The sequence below is a fragment of the Micromonospora endophytica genome (assembly GCF_003236305.1).
Classification (GTDB): domain Bacteria; phylum Actinomycetota; class Actinomycetes; order Mycobacteriales; family Micromonosporaceae; genus Micromonospora; species Micromonospora endophytica.
Genome location: NZ_POTX01000130.1, coordinates 1 through 16,848, shown reverse-complemented (window position 1 = coordinate 16,848; position 16,848 = coordinate 1). Strand labels below are relative to the sequence as shown.

Below are 16,848 nucleotides of genomic sequence, written 5' to 3'. Positions count from 1 at the left end.
GGTTAGAGTCGCGGCATGCCGGAGATGGTGCAGCCCCAGGTCAAGTTGATCGCTTGGACCCAGTTCGACCCGCCGGAGGACGTGGCCTGGTCGACGGACGCCGAGGGGGGACAGGCGCTCGCCGAGTTCGCGGGGCGGGCCTGCTACCAGAGCTGGAAGAAGCCGAACCCGGCGACCGCGACGAACGCGGGCTACCTGGCGCACATCCTGGAGGTCGGGCACCTCTCCGTGCTGGAGCACGGGTCGGTGACTTTCTACTTCACAGGCGTGTCGCGCTCGTTCACCCACGAGCTGATCCGGCACCGGCACTTTTCGTACTCCCAGTTGTCCCAGCGTTACGTGCCCGAGCGGGACGCGGCGATGGTCGAGCCGCGGGTCATCGCCGAGGATCCGGAGCTGCACAAGCGGTTCGTCGAGGCAGCCGAGGCGAGCGTACGGGCGTACACCGAGCTGCTGGAGGGTCTGGAACGGCGCTTCGCCGACGAGCCCAACCCGACGCTGCGGCGTAAGCAGGCCCGTCAGGCGGCCCGTGCGGTGCTGCCGAACGCGACCGAGACCCGCATCGTGGTGACCGGCAACTACCGGGCCTGGCGGCACTTCATCGCGATGCGGGCCACCGAGCACGCTGATGTGGAGATCCGTGAGCTGGCGGTGGAGTGCCTGCGGCAGTTGCAGCGGGTGGCACCGAACGTCTTCGCCGATTTCACGATCTCGACTCTGCCGGACGGCACCGAGATCGCGGCGAGCCCGTACGCCGCTGGGTCCTGAGCCCTTCCCCGGCGGGCCTCCGCCGACAGTCCGCTAGGTTGTCCTCATGACGCACGACCACCTTGACGCCCCGGTCCGGGCCGCGTCCCGCCCCTTCGGCCGGGTGCTCACGGCCATGGTGACCCCGCTCACCGCCGACGGCGAGCTCGACCTCGACGGGGCCGCGCGGCTGGCAGACCACCTCGTCGCCGAGCAGGGCAACGACGCGCTGGTGGTCAACGGCACCACCGGTGAGTCCCCGACCACCACCGACGCAGAGAAGGAACGCCTGATCCGGGCCGTGGTGGAGGCGGTCGGCGACCGGGCCCGGGTGGTGGCCGGCGTCGGCACCAACGACACCCGGCACACCATCGAGCTGGCGGCCACGGCGGAGAAGGCTGGCGCACACGGGCTGCTGGTGGTCACCCCGTACTACAACAAGCCGCCGCAGGCGGGACTGCTGCGGCACTTCACCGCCGTGGCCGACGCCACCGGCCTGCCGGTGATGCTCTACGACATCCCGCACCGCTCCGGCGTGCCGATCGAGACCGAGACGCTGGTGCGCCTCGCCGAACACGGTCGCATCGTCGCGGTGAAGGACGCCAAGAGTGACCTGACCGCCACCAGTTGGGTGACCAGCCGCAGTGATCTCGCGTACTACAGCGGCGAGGACTCGCTCACCCTGCCCGCGCTGGCCGTCGGCGCGGTCGGGGTGGTCGGCACCTCGACCCACTTCACCGGCACGGACACCAAGCGGATGATCGAGGCGTACGACGCCGGTGACACGGCGACCGCGCTGGCCCTGCACCGCAGGCTGCTGCCGCTGTTCACCGGGATCTTCCGTACGCAAGGCACGATTCTGGTCAAGGCTGGCCTGGCCGCCTGCGGCCTGCCGGCCGGTCCGGTCCGGTCGCCGCTGGTGGACGCCACCGAGGACCAACTGGCCCAGCTGCGCGCCGACTGCGCCGCAGCGGGCCTGCCACTTCCCGAATGATCAAACGACACGAGCGACGCCGGGTGACGGCGTCACAGAATGAGGTGAAAGCGTGACCGCGGCGCACAACGAGGAGGCTCCACTTCCACCGCCGTTGCCGGAGGGCGGGCTTCGGATCATCCCGCTCGGCGGGCTCGGCGCCATCGGTCGGAACATGACCGTCTTCGAGTACGACGGGAAGCTCCTGGTCGTCGACTGCGGCGTGCTCTTCCCGGACGTGGAGCAGCCCGGCGTCGACCTGATCCTGCCCGACTTCGGTCCGATCCTGGACCGGCTCGGCGACATCCAGGCGATCGTGCTGACCCACGGCCACGAGGACCACATCGGTGCCGTGCCCTACCTGCTCGCCCACAAGCCGGACATCCCGCTCGTCGGTTCGCAGTTCACCCTCGCGCTGGTGGAGGCGAAGCTGGCCGAGCGGCGGATCCAGCCGTACACGTTGACGGTGCGGGAGGGCGGCCGGGAGCGGCTCGGCCCGTTCGAGTGCGAGTTCTTCGCCGTCAACCACTCGATCCCGGACGCGCTCGCGGTGGCCATCCGCACCCCGGCCGGGTTGGTGCTGCACACCGGCGACTTCAAGATGGACCAGCTGCCGCTGGACGGCCGGATCACCGACCTGGCCGGGTTCGCCCGCCTCGGTGCCGAGGGCGTGGACCTGCTGCTGTCGGACTCCACCAACGCGGAGATCCCCGGCTTCGTCACGCCGGAGAAGGAGATCGGCCCGGTCCTCGACTCGATCTTCGCCAAGGCGCGGGGCCGGATCATCGTCGCCTCGTTCGCCTCGCACGTGCACCGGGTGCAGCAGGTCTTCGACTCGGCCCTGGAGCATGGCCGCAAGGTCGCCCTGATCGGTCGGTCCATGGTCCGCAACATGGGCATCGCCCGGGACCTGGGCCTGCTGAACATCCCGGCCGGCCTGGTCGTCGGACTGGACGAGGCGACGTCGATGCCGCCCGAGCAGATCGTGCTGATGTCCACCGGCTCGCAGGGTGAGCCGATGAGCGCCCTGGGCCGGATGGCCAGCGGCGACCACCGGCACATCACCATCGCCCCCGGCGACACCGTGGTGCTGGCCTCCTCGCTGGTGCCGGGCAACGAGACCTCGGTCTACCGGGTGATCAACCGGCTGGCCCGGGCCGGCGCGGTGGTGGTGCACAAGGACGTGGCGAAGGTGCACGTCTCCGGCCACGCCCCCGCCGGCGAGCTGCTCTACCTGCTCAACGTCGTACGCCCCAGCAACCTGATGCCGGTGCACGGCGAGTGGCGGCACCTGCGGGCGCACGCCCGGCTCGGCATCGAGTCCGGCGTGGCGCCCGACCGGGTGGTGCTCTGCGAGGACGGCGACGTGGTCGACCTGGTGGAGGGGCGGGCCAGTCTGGTCGGGCACGTCAAGAGCCGGTACGTCTACGTCGACGGACTCGCCGTCGGCGACGTCAGCGAGTCGCTGCTCACCGAGCGACGCATCCTCGGCGACGGTGGGTTCATCGCCGCGACAGTGGTGGTCGACTCGGTCACCGGCAAGGTGGTCGCCGGTCCGACGGTCTCCGCCAAGGGTTTCTCCGAGGACTCGGAGGCGTTCAACGCGGTGATCCCGTTGGTGACCGAGGCGCTGAACCGGGCCGCCACGGACGGGATCACCGACCCGCACCAGCTCCAGCAGATCGTCCGGCGGACCGTGGGTCGCTGGGTCAACGACGCCTACCGGCGACGTCCGATGATCGTCCCCACGGTCGTCGAGGTCTGAGCTCCGCGAGACCGATGGGCCGCCCGCTCGCCGCGTGGCGGCCCATCGGCGTTCACTGACCCAATTCGATAGCCGGTTTGTTCAACCGTTCGGACCTTTTGCCCGTACTCCGGTCCGGCAGGCGTACCCACGCCGGCCGGGAGGAGCATGGCGGATGGACCGCAGACGATTGACAGCCATCGGTGTCGTGGTGGCGGCGGTGGGCGCGGCGGCAGCGGTGACCCTGCCGTCGTTCGCCGGCGACGGTGGCGCGCCGAGCACCGCGCCGACCAGCCAGGCGGTGGAGGGTGCCGACCCGGAGGTGGTCGCGGCGATGCGCCGTGACCTGCGGCTGACCCAGGCGCAGGTGGCCGATCGACTCAAGACCGAACGCTGGGCCACCGGCGTGGTCGACCAGCTCCGGACGGAACTCGGCGCGGACTACGCCGGCAGCTGGCTCAGCGCCGACGGCAGCCAGCTCAACGTCGCGGTAGCCGACCCGGCCCAGGCTCGGCGGGTGCAGGCCACCGGGGCGGTGCCCAAGGTGGTCGAGCGCGGCGTCGGGCAGCTCGACACGCTCAAGACCCGGATGGACCGTACGGCCGATGCGGCCCGGCAGGTCTCCGGTTGGTACGTCGATGTCGCCTCGAACAGCGTCGTGGTGCTCGCCCAGCCGGGTGCCGAGGAAGCCGGCTGGCGCTTCGTGGACCGCGCCGGCGTGCCCCGCCAGGCGGTCCGGATGGCCACCGAGGAGCAGCCCCGCCTCTTCGTCGACCTGCGGGGCGGCGAGGCGTTCCTGAACGGTCCCGGGCGCTGTTCGGTCGGTTTCGCGGTGGTCGGCGGCTTCGTCACCGCCGGGCACTGCGGACAGGTCGGTGACCCGGTGCGCAACTTCGACGGGTCGCCGTTGGGTGCCTTCCGCGCTTCTTCCTTCCCCGGCGACGACTGGGCCTTCGTCCAGATCAGCGGCAACAACACGGTGCTGCCCGAGGTGACCGACTTCCAGGGCGGCGTCGCCCGGGTGGCGGGTTCGCAGGAGGTGCCGACCGGCTCGTCGATCTGCCGTTCCGGCTCCACCACCGGGGTGAGCTGCGGCACCGTGCAGGCCCGCAACGCCACTGTGCGCTACCCGGAGGGGTTGGTCAGCGGGCTGGTCCGGACCAACGTCTGCGCTGAGCCCGGCGACTCCGGCGGTTCGTGGATCTCGGGTAACCAGGCGCAGGGCGTCACCTCCGGCGGCTCGGGTGACTGCCGGGTCGGCGGCACCACGTTCTACCAGCCGGTCAACGAGATCCTCCAGCGCAACAACCTGACCCTGCTCACCACGCAGAATTTCCAGGCGCTGGGCGGCCGGCGCTGACCCTGCGGGCCCGGCCGCGCGGATCTCCGTACGGCCGGGCCCGCAGTGGCCGTGCTGCGGCGCGAGGGGTCCGGTGGGTGTGGGCGTCGGTGCTGCGGCGCGGGCATCAGGGCAGGGCGGCGACCGCCTCCGCGTACGCGACGCCGGTGCGTACCGCCGCCTCCACCAGCACGGTGACCTGGGCCGGGGCGACCCCGTACGCCAGGTCGGTGGTCACCTCGCCGACAAGTGTCAGTTCACCGTCGCCCGGATCCCGCACGTACGCCTTGGGTAGCAGCCGGTCGCGGTTCCATCCGTTGCAGAAGGCGTACGCCTCGGCCCGCCGTCGCGCCGGCAGCCGACGATCGGCCACGACCAGGCTGTGCAACACCTCGCCGCGTTCACCGGCCCGCCGGAACTGGATCATCGCGGCACCGCACCGCCCCTGCACGGTGCCGGCGGCGTCGACGGCGTACCCGTCACCGAGCTGGTCCAGCGCGGCCATGATCATCCGTACGGTCAACGCCCCCAGTTCCTCCGCCGTCGGCCCGCTGTCCGGTCCATCGCGGTCCGGTCCATCGCCGTCCGGTCCATCGCCGTCCGCCGGCTCGTCGGTCTCGTCCAAGTCGTCGTCGGTCTCGTCGTCGGTCTCGTCGTCGGGCAGCGGCACCGGCTGGCCGAGCGGACGTTCGGCCAGCCAGGAGGCGATCCGAGCGGACTGGTGCCCGGTGCCGTTGCGGGCGTCGAAGCTGCCGGCGAGCCCGGTGGCGAGGCCGAGCAGTTCGCTGCCGAGCGCGGCCACCGTGATCTCGGCGGCGGGCCGCCCCCGGTAGGCCGGCCGGCGCACCGGCCGGTCACCCCGCTGCGGCGCGGCCAGCGCGCAGACCAACGCCCCCGCCGCGGTGAACTCCATCACGGACAGGTCGTCGTGCGGCTGGTCCAGCCGCGGCAGTTGCTCGGCGAGGATCTCCAACCCCCGGTCGAGGTGCCCGCCGAGCGCGCAGAAACGCAGGTGCGTGGCGAGGTACCCGAAGCCCTCCGGCGTCACCCGGTGCCGGCGGTACGCCCGCACGTGCGCCTCGGCGGCCCGCTGGGCCTGCCCTGCGCGCAGCCAGGACAGGAGCGCCCCGGTCAGGGCGGCCTCGGGCTGGGCGGTGCAGCCGGCCGGGGCGTCGCGCACAGACTCCACGATGGCCAGCGCCTCGGCCTGGTCTCCCCAGCCGGCCAGCAGTTCGGCCTGCCGCAGCGGCAGACAGTCCGGGCAGCCGGCGGCCGGGTCGCCGATGGCGGCCTGCCACCGGTGCAGCCAGCGTCGGGCGGCGGGTTCGTCGCCGACGTGGTCGGCGATGCGGCAGTGCAGCGCAGCGACGAGCGCGTCGTCGTCGCCGGCCTGCCCGCCGAGCCCGGCCAGCAGGGCCCGCGCCTGGTCGAGGCCGATGCGCGGGGAGCCGAGCAGCGCCTCGACGGCGTACCGCCGGTAGCGGCGCAGCGTCTCGTCGTCGAGACCGTCCGGCCATCCGTCGGCCCGCCCGGCCGACCGCTGCACCGGGCGGGGCACGGCCCGCTCGGCCCGCTCGGCCCGCTCGGCCGCGTCGAGACAGCGGCACACCGGCTCGAAGAGCCGCCAACGCTCGCCGCCGCGCAGGTGTGTCTCGATCAGCTCGGACCAGGCGGCCAGGGCGGACCGCAGGTCACCGGTGGCCTCGGCGAGGGCGGCGAGGCGTTCCAGCTCGCCGACGCGTGCCTCGCCGTCGGGCAGGTCCCGGGCGTCGGCAAGTGCGTCGGCCAATCCCGGTTCCCGACGTCCACCCCCGACCGTCGCCGCCCGAGGGCGCCGCCGGCCACCGGAGATCCACCTGGTCACGAGCGGGTCCCCGCGAGCCGGCCCACCTCGGCGGCCAGCCGGCAGCCGGTCGAGATGCCCCGGTCGAGCAGCCGGTCCAGCTGGTGCGGGGTCACCCCGCGTTCCAGATCGGTGATGACCTCACCGCAGACGCGAGCCTGCCCCGCGTCGTCGACGTGCACGAACGCCTTGGGCCAGAGCCGGTCCCGGTTCCAGGTGTTGCAGAACTCGTGCAGCACCGGCACGAGGTCGACCGGGAAGGTGTCCGCGGCGACCGTACGCACCTGGAGCAGCTCCCCGGCGGTGCCGGCGCGCAGGAACCAGATGTGGCCGCCGGCCCAACGGCCGACCAGGTCACCGCCCATGTCGGTGGTCACCGGGTGGCCCCGGCCAGCCAGCACCGCCACCAGCAGGTCGTGTGTCAACGGCCGCAGTGTCGACGGATGCCCGGCCAGTGGACCGTCCGGATCGTCCTCGAACTCCGGCGACGCCATCGGGCACTCCTTCGCCAGGCAGATATCACGACAGGTGGCGGGGACCGCGCTGCGACACGCGGAGGTCACCAGGAAGACCGGCGTAACGCGGGAGCCGCCGTTACGGTGATGCTATGGCGGGCCGTACCTCTCAGGCGAGCCGGCGACGCGGCGCGTCGCCGCGCGGTAACACGAACAGTCGTGCCCGCCAGCCCGCCAAGAAGACCCGCGCGCCGGCGCGACGCCGCACCGCGACGCAGGGACCCGGCCCCGCCGCGTACGTCGGTCGGGCGATCCGGGCACTGTGGATGGGGCTGGCCCACGCGGTGGGGTGGGCGGTGCGGACCGCCTCCGGCCGTGATCTCGACCCCGAGCATCGCCGGGACGGCGCCGGACTGCTGCTCATCGGCCTCGCCCTGCTCAGCGGCGGGGCGATCTGGTTCTCGGCGGCCGGACCGGTGGGCACCCGGCTGGCCGACACGGTCCGGCTCTTCCTCGGGGCGATCTCCATCGTGGTGCCGGTCCTGCTCGGCATCGGGGCCTGGCGGTTCATGCAACAGCCCGGTGACCCCGAGCACCGCGGCCGGGGCCTCATCGGTTGGGGCTCCATGCTCGTCGCCACCGCCGCCATGCTGCACATCGGCCAGCATCCGGCCGACCCTGGCGAGCGGGACTTCGCCGGTGGCCTGATCGGCGCGGCTGTCGGCAGTCTGCTGGAGCGGGCGGTCACCGCCTGGGTCGCGGTGCCGCTGCTGATCCTGCTGCTCGTGTTCGGACTGCTGGTGGTCACGGCGACTCCGATCAACAAGATCCCCGAGCGGCTCGGTCTGCTCGCCGGCAGCGTGCTCGGCCAGACCGAGCCGGAGCCGGAGCCGGCCGCTCCACCCCGACGCCGGCCAGCCAAGCGCGTGCCGCCGCCTGTCGATCCGGACGAGTTCGACGACGTGGACGGCGCGGATCTCCAGGAGACCATGGTTCTGCCGCGCAAGGCACCGTCGCGGGTGCCGGCGAGCCGCAAGCCGGCCGATCCGCCGGAGCATTCGCCCGCGCCGACCCGGGCCGAGCAGCTCGCGCTGACCGGGCTGGCCGGCGACTACACCCTGCCACCGGCGAACATGCTCGGCAGCGGTGCCGCGCCGAAGACCCGCAGCAAGGCCAACGACGAGGTGATCGCCGCGCTGCGTGGGGTCTTCGAGCAGTTCGGCGTGGACGCCGACGTCACCGGCTTCACCCGGGGCCCCACCGTCACCCGGTACGAGGTCGAGCTGGGTCACGGGGTGAAGGTCGAGCGGATCACCCAGCTCTCCCGCAACATCGCGTACGCGGTGAAGTCAGCGGACGTCCGCATCCTCAGCCCGATCCCGGGCAAGAGCGCGGTCGGTGTGGAGATCCCGAACACCGACCCGGAGAACGTGGCCCTCGGCGACGTGCTGCGCTCGCGCGCGGCCACCAGCGACCACCATCCGATGGTGGTGGCGCTCGGCAAGGACATCGAGGGCGGCTACGTGGTCGCCAACCTCGCGAAGATGCCCCACATTCTCATTGCCGGCGCCACCGGTGCCGGGAAATCGAGCTGCTTGAATACTCTGCTGGTGTCGGTGCTGACCCGGGCGACGCCGGACGAGGTGCGGCTGCTGCTGATCGACCCGAAGCGGGTCGAGATGACCGGCTACGAGGGGATCCCGCACCTGGTCACCCCGATCGTGACGAACGCCAAGAAGGCGGCCGACTCGCTGGAGTGGGTCGTCCGCGAGATGGACATGCGCTACGACGACCTCGCCGCGAACGGGGTCCGCCACATCGACGACTTCAACCGCAAGGTACGCAACGGGGAGATCAAGGCACCGCCGGGCAGCGAGCGGGAGATCCGGCCGTACCCGTACCTGCTGGTGATCGTGGACGAGCTGGCCGACCTGATGATGGTCGCGCCCCGGGACGTGGAGGACTCTGTCGTCCGGATCACCCAGCTCGCCCGGGCCGCCGGCATCCACCTGGTGCTGGCCACCCAGCGGCCGAGCGTGGACGTGGTGACCGGGCTGATCAAGGCCAACGTGCCGTCCCGGCTGGCCTTCGCCACCTCCTCGCTTGCCGACTCGCGGGTCATCCTGGACCAGCCCGGCGCGGAGAAGCTGCTCGGTCGCGGCGACGGGCTGTTCCTGCCGATGGGCGCGTCGAAACCGATCCGCATCCAGGGTGCCTGGGTCACCGAGCGCGAGATCACCGACGTGGTCAAGTTCTGCAAGGACCAGCGCGAGCCGGAGTTCCGTCCGGACGTGCTGACTCCCGCCCAGGACGGCAAGAAGAAGATCGACGAGGACATCGGCGACGACCTGGACCTGCTGGTGCAGGCGATCGAGCTGGTGGTCACCTCGCAGTTCGGCTCGACCTCGATGCTCCAGCGCAAGCTGCGGGTCGGCTTCGCCAAGGCGGGCCGCCTGATGGACCTGATGGAGACCCGGGGCGTGGTCGGCCCCTCCGAGGGCTCCAAGGCCCGCGACGTGCTGGTCAAGCCGGACGAACTGGAAGAGGTCCTGGCCGGCCTGCACGGCGCCGAGGAGTGACACGCGCGACGCCTCCGCCAGCCCGACGGTGGTCCGGCAACGGGCCGTACGGACAGCGAAGGGCCCGCCGGGTAACCGGCGGGCCCTTGCGGCTGTGGTGGTGACTCGTCGGGCACTCAGGTGAGCGCGGCGGCGAGCACCAGGTTGAGCAGGATCGCGGCCACGCCCGCCCCGGCGGCGTACCAGCCGAGCGGCTTGTCGCCCTGCACCGCGCCGGCGACGCCGAGCCCCACGGCGAGCAGGCCGAACAGCAGCGGGGACAGGAAGAGGGCGACGACGGCGAAGACGAAGCCGAGGATCGTGCAGATGCGAGCGGCGTTGGTGCGCGGGCGGCTGCCGGCGTACGGGTTGGCCATGATCTCCTCCGGATGTCAGCTCTTCGGTTGATCTGCGGAGTACCCCGCCGGGGTCGCTGTCCAAACAGCATCATCGGATCCGGGGCCGACCGGAGCGTCAGTGGAAGAGCTTCAGCCCGACCACTCCGGCGACCACCAGCAGTAGGCTGAGGATCCGGGCCAGGTTGGCCGGCTCGCCGAGCGCCACCATGCCCACCAGGGCGGTGCCGACCGCGCCGATGCCGACCCAGACCGCGTATCCGGTGCCGACCGGGATCTCCCGCAGCGCGTACGCCAGGCCGAGCATGCTCAGCACGATCGTGATCCCGAACACCACTGAGGGAACCAGTCGGGTGAAGCCGGCGCTGCGGTCCAGGGCCACCGCCCACGCCGTCTCCAGCAGTCCGGAGATCACCAGCACGATCCAGGCCATCGAGTCACCTCTTCGCCGTCGCCCGGCCACCGGGTGCCGGGCGGAGTCGATTCCGTTTCACGGGGCGTCTTGGCCTGACCGGGTACGCCCACGACTCGTCCGGGACGGCCACGCCGGGCCGTCGCGACCGACCGTAGCACCGGCTGGCGGACAGTAGTCGTGACGCGGATCACCCGAGTGGACCTCAAGCTTGCTTCACCTTGCACGATGGAGGCATGACCGTGCTCATCTCCGACGCGGAGGTCGCCGCCGCCTTGGACGCTCCGACCACAGTGGACGCGATGCGTGCGGCCCTGCTGGCCGGTCACGACGGCCAGCTGGTGGCTCCGCCCCGCACCGCCGCGTCGCTGGGGGGTGGGCGGATGGTGCTCACCGCCGGACACCTGGTCGGACAGTGGTACGGCTACCGGTCGTACGACACCTTCGGGCATCCCGGCACCGAACAGGTGGTGGTGCTGCACGACGGGCGCACCGGCGCGGTCCGGGCGGTAGCGGTGGGCGAGGAACTGGGCTCCCGGCGTACCGGCGGGTTGGGTGGGGTGGCGGTGGACGTGCTGGCCCGGTCGGACGCGGCCACGCTCGGTGTGATCGGGTCCGGCCGGATGGCCTGGGCCCAGGTGTGGGCCGTCGCCGCGGTGCGGCCGCTGCGTGAGGTGACGGTGCACAGCCGATCGACGGCGCGGCGGGAGACCTTCGCCGCCAGGGTTCGCGCCGAACTCGGCATCTCGGCCCGCGCGGTGCCGACCGCCCAGGCGGCGGTGTGCGACCGGGACATGGTGGTGCTGGCCACCACCAGCCCGGCACCTGTGCTCTCCGCCGCCGACCTGGCCCCGGGCTGCCACGTCAACGCGGTCGGGTTCAAGCAGCGCGACCGTGCGGAGTTCGCCACCGACCTGCTGGACCGCGCCGCCGTGCTGGTCAGCGACTCACCGGCCCAGGCGCGGTCGTACGTCCCGCCGATGCTCGCCGCCGAAGCGCCGTACGCCGCCCGGCTTGGTGATCTTGGCGCGGTGCTGGCCGGTGCGGCAGCGGGCCGCACCGGCGCGGACCAGATCTCGGTCTTCTGCTCGGTGGGTCTCGCCGGCACCGAGGTGTTCCTGCTCGACCGTCTGGTCCGGGTGCTCACGGCGACCGCGCCCGGCTGACGGCCGCCCGCTGGATCGGACGCGGCGGCCCGGTACCCTCGGATGGTGTCTGCCACCTCCCCTTACGACCACTCCGGCCCGGCGTCCCCGGCGGAGTCGCCCGACCACGGCCGTCGGGTCGCCCTGCTGACCCTCGGCTGTGCCCGCAACGAGGTCGACTCGGAGGAACTGGCCGCCCGCCTGCACGCCGACGGCTGGCAGGTGACAACGGACGGCGAGGGCGCCGACATCGTGGTGGTCAACACCTGCGGCTTCGTGGAGAAGGCCAAGCAGGACTCCATCCAGACGCTGCTGGCCGCCGCCGACACCGGCGCGAAGGTGGTCGCCGCCGGCTGCATGGCCGAGCGGTACGGCCGGGAGCTGGCCGACAGCCTCCCCGAGGCCCAGGCGGTGCTCAGCTTCGACGACTACCCGGAGATCTCCGCCCGGCTGGACGCGGTCGTCGCCGGCCGTGAGGTCAGCGCGCACACCCCTCGGGACCGGCGGCAACTGCTGCCGCTGACCCCGGTGGCCCGCCGGGACAGCACGGTGTCGCTGCCGGGGCACGGCAGCGCCGCCGAGGTCGACGAGCACACCCCCGCGCACCTGCGCACGGTGCTGCGCCGTCGGCTGGACACCGGCCCGGTCGCCTCGCTCAAGCTGGCCAGCGGCTGTGATCGGCGCTGCGCCTTCTGCGCCATCCCCGCCTTCCGTGGCGCCTTCGTCTCGCGTACCCCCGACGAACTGCTCGCCGAGGCCGAGTGGCTGGCCAAGAGCGGCGTCCGGGAGCTGGTCCTGGTCAGCGAGAACTCCACCTCGTACGGCAAGGACCTGGGCGACCCTCGCGCACTGGAGAAACTGCTGCCGCAGCTCGCGGTGATCGACGGCATCGTCCGGGTCCGGGTCAGCTACCTCCAGCCGGCCGAGACCCGACCCGGCCTGGTCGAGGCGATCGCCACCACGCCAGGCGTGGCACCCTACTTCGACCTGTCGTTCCAGCACTCCAGCGAGCCGGTGCTGCGCCGGATGCGCCGATTCGGCTCCACCGACCGGTTCCTGGAGCTGCTGGCCGGCGCCCGGGCGCTGGCCCCGGAGGCGGGCGCGCGGAGCAACTTCATCGTCGGGTTCCCCGGCGAGACCCGCGCTGACGTCGACGAGCTGGTCCGCTTCCTCACCGAGGCCCGACTCGACGCGATAGGCGTCTTCGACTACAGCGACGAGGACGGCACCGAGGCCGCCGGGCTGTCCGGCAAGGTCTCCGCCGCCACCGTCAAGCGCCGGTACGACAAGCTCAGCGCGCTCGCCGACGAGCTGTGCTCGCAGCGCGCCGAGGAGCGTCTCGGCGCGACGGTGGAGGTGCTCGTCGACTCGGTCGACGGTGCGATCGTCGAGGGACGGGCCGCGCACCAGGCACCGGAGGTGGACGGCTCGACCACGCTTGTCGCGCCGGTCGGCGGCGGGGTCGACCTGGCCGCGTTGCGCCCTGGTGACCTGGTGCGGGCCACTGTGACCGGCACCGAGGGCGTCGACCTGATCGCGGTGCCGGATGAGATGATCTCGGCGGCGCCCGGCGCGGCACGGTGACGGCGGGTCGGGACGAGGCGGGGGAGCGACGAGGTGTGGTGCCCGACGGTGGGCCGATGACCGGGGCGACGGAGTCCACCCCGCTGCCGGTGGTGGCCCGGGTGCCGGTGCTCAACGCGGCCAACGCCCTGACCGGGCTGCGGCTGGTGCTGGTGCCCTTCTTCGCCGCGTTCGTCGTCGTCTCGGGCATGACTCATGCCGGCTGGCAGATCGTCGCCTCGCTGATCTTCGCGGTGGCCTCCCTGACGGATTTCGTCGATGGCTGGATCGCCCGCCGGTTCGGGCTCGTGACGGCCTTCGGCAAGGTGGCCGACCCGATCGCTGACAAGGCGCTGACCGGCGCCGCCCTGCTGCTGTTGTCGGTCTACGACCGGCTGCCCTGGTGGGTGACCGCTGTCATCCTCGCCCGGGAACTGGGCATCACCGCGCTGCGGTTCTGGGTGATCCGACGCGGCGTGATCGCCGCGAGCCGGGGCGGCAAGGTCAAGACCGGGCTCCAGATCCTCGCCATCGCCTGGTACCTGTGGCCGATGCCGGCCGCCCTGGCCGGGATCGGTCCGTGGATCATGGCCGCGGCGGTCGCGGTCACCGTGCTCACCGGCTTCGACTACCTCGCCCAGGCGGCGCGGCTGCGCCGAACCGCCAACTGATCGGCGCTTCGACGCGTAGACCCCCGCCCGGTCGGGAAGGATGCGACAAATGGGCATGAGAGAAGCCGAAGGATCGATGGGCAGTGCGGCGGCCAGTGTGGTGCACCGGCTTGCGGAACGGCAGCAGACCGTCGCCACCGTCGAGTCGCTCACCGGCGGCCTGCTGGCCGCCACGCTCGTCGAGATCGCGGGGGCCAGCGTCGCCTACCGGGGCGGCCTGGTGGTCTACGCCACCGAGTTGAAGGAGCGGTTGGCCGGCGTACCGGCACCGTTGCTGGCCGAGCGCGGTCCGGTCGATCCTGACGTGGCCGCGGCGCTCGCCGAGGGCGGGCGGGAACGCTGCGGTGCCGACTGGGGGCTGGCCACCACCGGGGTGGCCGGTCCGGAGCCGCAGGACGGCAAACCGGTCGGGCTGGTCTACGTCGCCGTGGCCGGTCCGGACGGCACCGACGTGCGGAAGCTCGATCTCGACGGCGGGCGTGACCACATCCGGGCGGGCGCGGTGACCGAGGCGCTCCGGCTGCTCGCCGAGCACATCCAGGTCCCGGATGGTGTCGACGCGGCCCGGCGTTGACTGGCTGGCACCGGGCCGCCCGGCCCCGGCGGCCTGGACCGCCCGCGCCGGCCTCGCCACCGGCCGCCGCCCGACACGCCGAAGGGCGGTAGTCGAACCGTCACCCTGCGGAGGTCGGTGTGGCTTTGGAAGCCCGGCGGGTGAGGTAGCGGGGCGGGGTGGGATGTCGCGGCGGCGCGTAGCGGGTACGGTTGCGGGAAGGCTCCGACGAACGGGCCGGTGCAGCCGCCGGCTCGGACGGCCGGACGAACTGTGTCCCTCAGGGGAGGTGCGATGGTCCTGCTACGCCGGGTGATCGGTGATGCACTGCGGGCGCGCCGGCAGGGGCAGCACCGCACGCTGCGGGAGGTGTCCTCCGCCGCCAACGTCAGCCTGGGGTACCTGTCCGAGATCGAACGCGGTCAGAAAGAGCCCTCCAGCGAACTGCTCGCCGCGATCTGTGACGCGCTGGGTGCCCGCCTGTCCGAGCTGCTCCGCGAGGTCAGCGACACGGTGGCGCTCGCCGAGCAGATGCCGGGCGTGCTCGTGCCGGTGCAGGACGAGCCGGCCGAGGCGACGCCGGTAGCCGCCGCGCCGGTGGCCCGAGCCACCGGTCGGGGCGTACGCCAGGTCAGCTCGGACGGCAGCGTCGCGGTCTCCGTGCGCCAGGATTCCCCGCTGAAGGCGACCCTGCGCAGCACCCGGGTCCGCTCCGCCGACCGCTCCGACCGGGACGTGGTCTGCGCCGCCTGAACCTGCGGTCGATGGCCGGGGTGGTGCTCGCCGCGTAGGGTTGATCGTGCACGTCCCGGGCGTGGGGCAGGCGCAGCGACGCTACTGAGGGGATACCGCGGAGATGGCGAACCCGTTCGTCAAGGGTTGGAAGTACCTGATGGCGCTCTTCGGCGCCCGCATCGACGAGCACGCCGATCCCAAGGTGCAGCTCCAGCAGGCCATCGACGAGGCGCACCGGCAGCACCAGTCGCTCGTCCAGCAGGCCGCCGCGGTGATCGGCAACCAGCGCCAGCTGGAGATGAAGCTCTCCCGGCAGATGTCCGACGTCGAGCGGTTGCAGTCCAACGCCCGGCAGGCGTTGGTCCTGGCCGACCAGGCCCGGGCCAAGGGAGACGAGGCCGAGGCCGGCCGCTACGAGCAGTCCGCGCAGACCCTCGCCACCCAGCTCGTCTCCGCCGAGCAGTCGGTGGAGGATCTCAAGACCCTGCACGACCAGGCGCTGGCCGCCGCCGGGCAGGCCCGCCGGGCGGTCGAGAACAACTCGATGATCCTCCAGCAGAAGCTGGCCGAGCGGGCGAAGCTGCTCAGCCAGCTTGAGCAGGCCAAGATGCAGGAGAGTGTGGCCGCCTCGCTGGAGTCCATGTCCGCGCTCACCGCTCCGGGCAGCACCCCCAGCCTGGACGAGGTCCGTGACCGCATCGAGCGCCGCTACGCCAACGCCATGGGCCGCGCCGAGCTGGCCGGTAACTCGACCGAGGGCCGGATGCTGGAGATCCAGAAGGCGACCCTGGACACCGCGGGCTCGGCCCGGCTGGACCAGATCCGGGCCAGCATGGCCGGTGAGCAGCTCGGCGCCGGCACTGAACGCGGTGCCGTCGGCGGTCAGCCGGTGGCGACGAACGACCCGGCGGTCGCGCGGCTCGACGAGATCCGGGCCAACATGAGCCGCGAACGCGGCACCGGCGACAGCACCGCCGCCGGCTGAGCCGGGGAAGCGAGGAGGCGACGTGGCAGACGAGCGCACCCGGTACTTCCGCCGGCTGGGCAAGCTACGCCGCTCCGCCCGGCGGTGGAGTGTGCTGGCCGGTGGGCTCGGCGGCGCGACGGCCATCCTGACCCCGTACGCCGGGATCGGGCTGGGTGACGCGGCCTGGGCTGCCGCCGCGGGCGCGGCCACGGCGCTGGCCGCTTGGCGCTGGAGCGACCTGCGCACCCTGGCCGCCCAGCCGGCTCCGCCCGCCCTCGATCCGGCCCAGGCCGCCGCCCGTTCGCGGGCGCGTCTGGTCGCCGCCGTGGAACGCCTGCCCGCCGGTGCCGGCGTGGTCAACGAGGTACGCCGGGCCCGCTCCCGCAGCGCGCTGCGTGGCACCACCGCCGCCGGGCCCTGGGAGCGCTTGGACCGGGCCGCCGCGACCATGGCCGGCATGTCCGTCCGGCTGACCGGGCTGGCCGAGCCGGCGGTGGCGGAGGCGGCCGAGGCCGAGCGGTCCCTGCGCGAGCTGGCCAGCCGCGTCGCCAGCGTGGAACGCGCGGTACGTCTCGCCCCGGCCGACGCCCGGCCCCCGCTGGCCGAAGCCCATCAGGCGCTCACCGGACAGTTGGCGGACGGTGTGGCCGCGTACGAGCGCCTGGTGGTGGCCGCCGCCGGCTACCTCGCCGAGGAGTACCGCCCGGAGCTGGAACACCCCGCCGCCGCCCGGCTCACCGAAGCCACCGACCTCCTCCACGGCTTCGCCTCCGCCCTCGCCGAACTG

The 16,848-nt window shown here is 72.7% G+C and carries 16 protein-coding genes and 1 riboswitch; of the genes, 12 read left to right on the top strand and 4 right to left on the bottom strand.

Going from position 1 to position 16,848, the window contains the following annotated elements:
• Positions 1-24: 24 nt before the first annotated feature.
• The 4 genes from thyX (at position 25) to C1I93_RS18625 (ending at position 4,824) form a co-directional block, all read left to right on the top strand.
• The gene (gene thyX, locus C1I93_RS18640; RefSeq protein ID WP_111244577.1) at positions 25-768 is read left to right on the top strand and encodes an FAD-dependent thymidylate synthase; all 744 of its coding nucleotides are present in this window, start codon (positions 25-27) and stop codon (positions 766-768) included.
• Positions 769-814: 46 nt separating this feature from the next.
• Positions 815-1,741 (top strand): 4-hydroxy-tetrahydrodipicolinate synthase, encoded by a 927-nt coding sequence (gene dapA, locus C1I93_RS18635; RefSeq protein WP_111244575.1) that lies wholly within the window; start codon positions 815-817, stop codon positions 1,739-1,741.
• A gap of 52 nt (positions 1,742-1,793) precedes the next feature.
• Positions 1,794-3,485 (top strand): ribonuclease J, encoded by a 1,692-nt coding sequence (locus C1I93_RS18630; protein WP_111244574.1) that lies wholly within the window; start codon positions 1,794-1,796, stop codon positions 3,483-3,485.
• Between the two features lie 154 nt (positions 3,486-3,639).
• The gene (locus C1I93_RS18625; protein WP_111244573.1) at positions 3,640-4,824 is read left to right on the top strand and encodes a S1 family peptidase; all 1,185 of its coding nucleotides are present in this window, start codon (positions 3,640-3,642) and stop codon (positions 4,822-4,824) included.
• A 106-nt stretch (positions 4,825-4,930) separates the two neighbouring features.
• Here C1I93_RS18625 and C1I93_RS18620 read toward each other — a convergent pair whose 3' ends face one another.
• Positions 4,931-6,667, bottom strand: a complete 1,737-nt coding sequence (locus tag C1I93_RS18620) for a type III secretion system chaperone family protein (protein ID WP_111244572.1) — start codon at positions 6,665-6,667, stop codon at positions 4,931-4,933.
• The gene (locus C1I93_RS18615; RefSeq protein WP_111244571.1) at positions 6,664-7,140 is read right to left on the bottom strand and encodes a YbjN domain-containing protein; all 477 of its coding nucleotides are present in this window, start codon (positions 7,138-7,140) and stop codon (positions 6,664-6,666) included. The genes C1I93_RS18620 and C1I93_RS18615 overlap by 4 nt, the downstream gene beginning before the upstream one ends.
• Positions 7,141-7,253: 113 nt before the next feature.
• Between C1I93_RS18615 and C1I93_RS18610 the strand changes: the two genes are divergently transcribed.
• Positions 7,254-9,680: an FtsK/SpoIIIE family DNA translocase gene (locus C1I93_RS18610; protein ID WP_111244570.1), complete on the top strand. Its 2,427-nt coding sequence runs from the start codon at positions 7,254-7,256 to the stop codon at positions 9,678-9,680.
• Between the two features lie 116 nt (positions 9,681-9,796).
• On the opposite strand, the gene C1I93_RS18605 is transcribed toward C1I93_RS18610, so the two are convergent.
• Together C1I93_RS18605 and sugE are read right to left on the bottom strand one after the other, a co-directional pair.
• Entirely contained in the window at positions 9,797-10,036 is a 240-nt protein-coding gene (locus C1I93_RS18605; RefSeq protein WP_111244569.1) for a hypothetical protein, read from the bottom strand.
• A gap of 97 nt (positions 10,037-10,133) precedes the next feature.
• Entirely contained in the window at positions 10,134-10,448 is a 315-nt protein-coding gene (sugE, locus tag C1I93_RS18600; RefSeq protein WP_111244568.1) for a quaternary ammonium compound efflux SMR transporter SugE, read from the bottom strand.
• A gap of 58 nt (positions 10,449-10,506) precedes the next feature.
• A riboswitch (guanidine-III (ykkC-III) riboswitch) is annotated at positions 10,507-10,574 on the bottom strand.
• 89 nt (positions 10,575-10,663) lie between these two features.
• Between sugE and C1I93_RS18595 the strand changes: the two genes are divergently transcribed.
• From C1I93_RS18595 to pspM, 7 genes are all read left to right on the top strand, one after another.
• On the top strand, positions 10,664-11,593 hold the full coding sequence (locus C1I93_RS18595) for an ornithine cyclodeaminase family protein (protein WP_111244567.1): 930 nt from the start codon (positions 10,664-10,666) through the stop codon (positions 11,591-11,593).
• 42 nt (positions 11,594-11,635) lie between these two features.
• The gene (gene rimO / locus C1I93_RS18590; protein WP_111244566.1) at positions 11,636-13,156 is read left to right on the top strand and encodes a 30S ribosomal protein S12 methylthiotransferase RimO; all 1,521 of its coding nucleotides are present in this window, start codon (positions 11,636-11,638) and stop codon (positions 13,154-13,156) included.
• 56 nt (positions 13,157-13,212) lie between these two features.
• Positions 13,213-13,806 (top strand): CDP-diacylglycerol--glycerol-3-phosphate 3-phosphatidyltransferase, encoded by a 594-nt coding sequence (gene pgsA / locus C1I93_RS18585; RefSeq protein WP_111244576.1) that lies wholly within the window; start codon positions 13,213-13,215, stop codon positions 13,804-13,806.
• A 49-nt stretch (positions 13,807-13,855) separates the two neighbouring features.
• Positions 13,856-14,380 carry a CinA family protein gene (locus tag C1I93_RS18580; RefSeq protein ID WP_111244565.1) on the top strand — a complete coding sequence of 175 codons (525 nt, stop codon included), beginning with the start codon at positions 13,856-13,858 and terminating at the stop codon, positions 14,378-14,380.
• Positions 14,381-14,653: 273 nt separating this feature from the next.
• Complete coding sequence (locus tag C1I93_RS18575; RefSeq protein ID WP_111244564.1) at positions 14,654-15,112, top strand: helix-turn-helix domain-containing protein; 459 nt, start codon at positions 14,654-14,656, stop codon at positions 15,110-15,112.
• 103 nt (positions 15,113-15,215) lie between these two features.
• Positions 15,216-16,079, top strand: coding sequence for a PspA/IM30 family protein (locus C1I93_RS18570; RefSeq protein WP_111244563.1), 864 nt, complete (start codon positions 15,216-15,218; stop codon positions 16,077-16,079).
• Positions 16,080-16,101: 22 nt separating this feature from the next.
• Positions 16,102-16,848, top strand: a 747-nt coding sequence (gene pspM, locus C1I93_RS18565) for a phage shock envelope stress response protein PspM (protein ID WP_111244562.1), incomplete at its 3' end; no start/stop codon positions are given.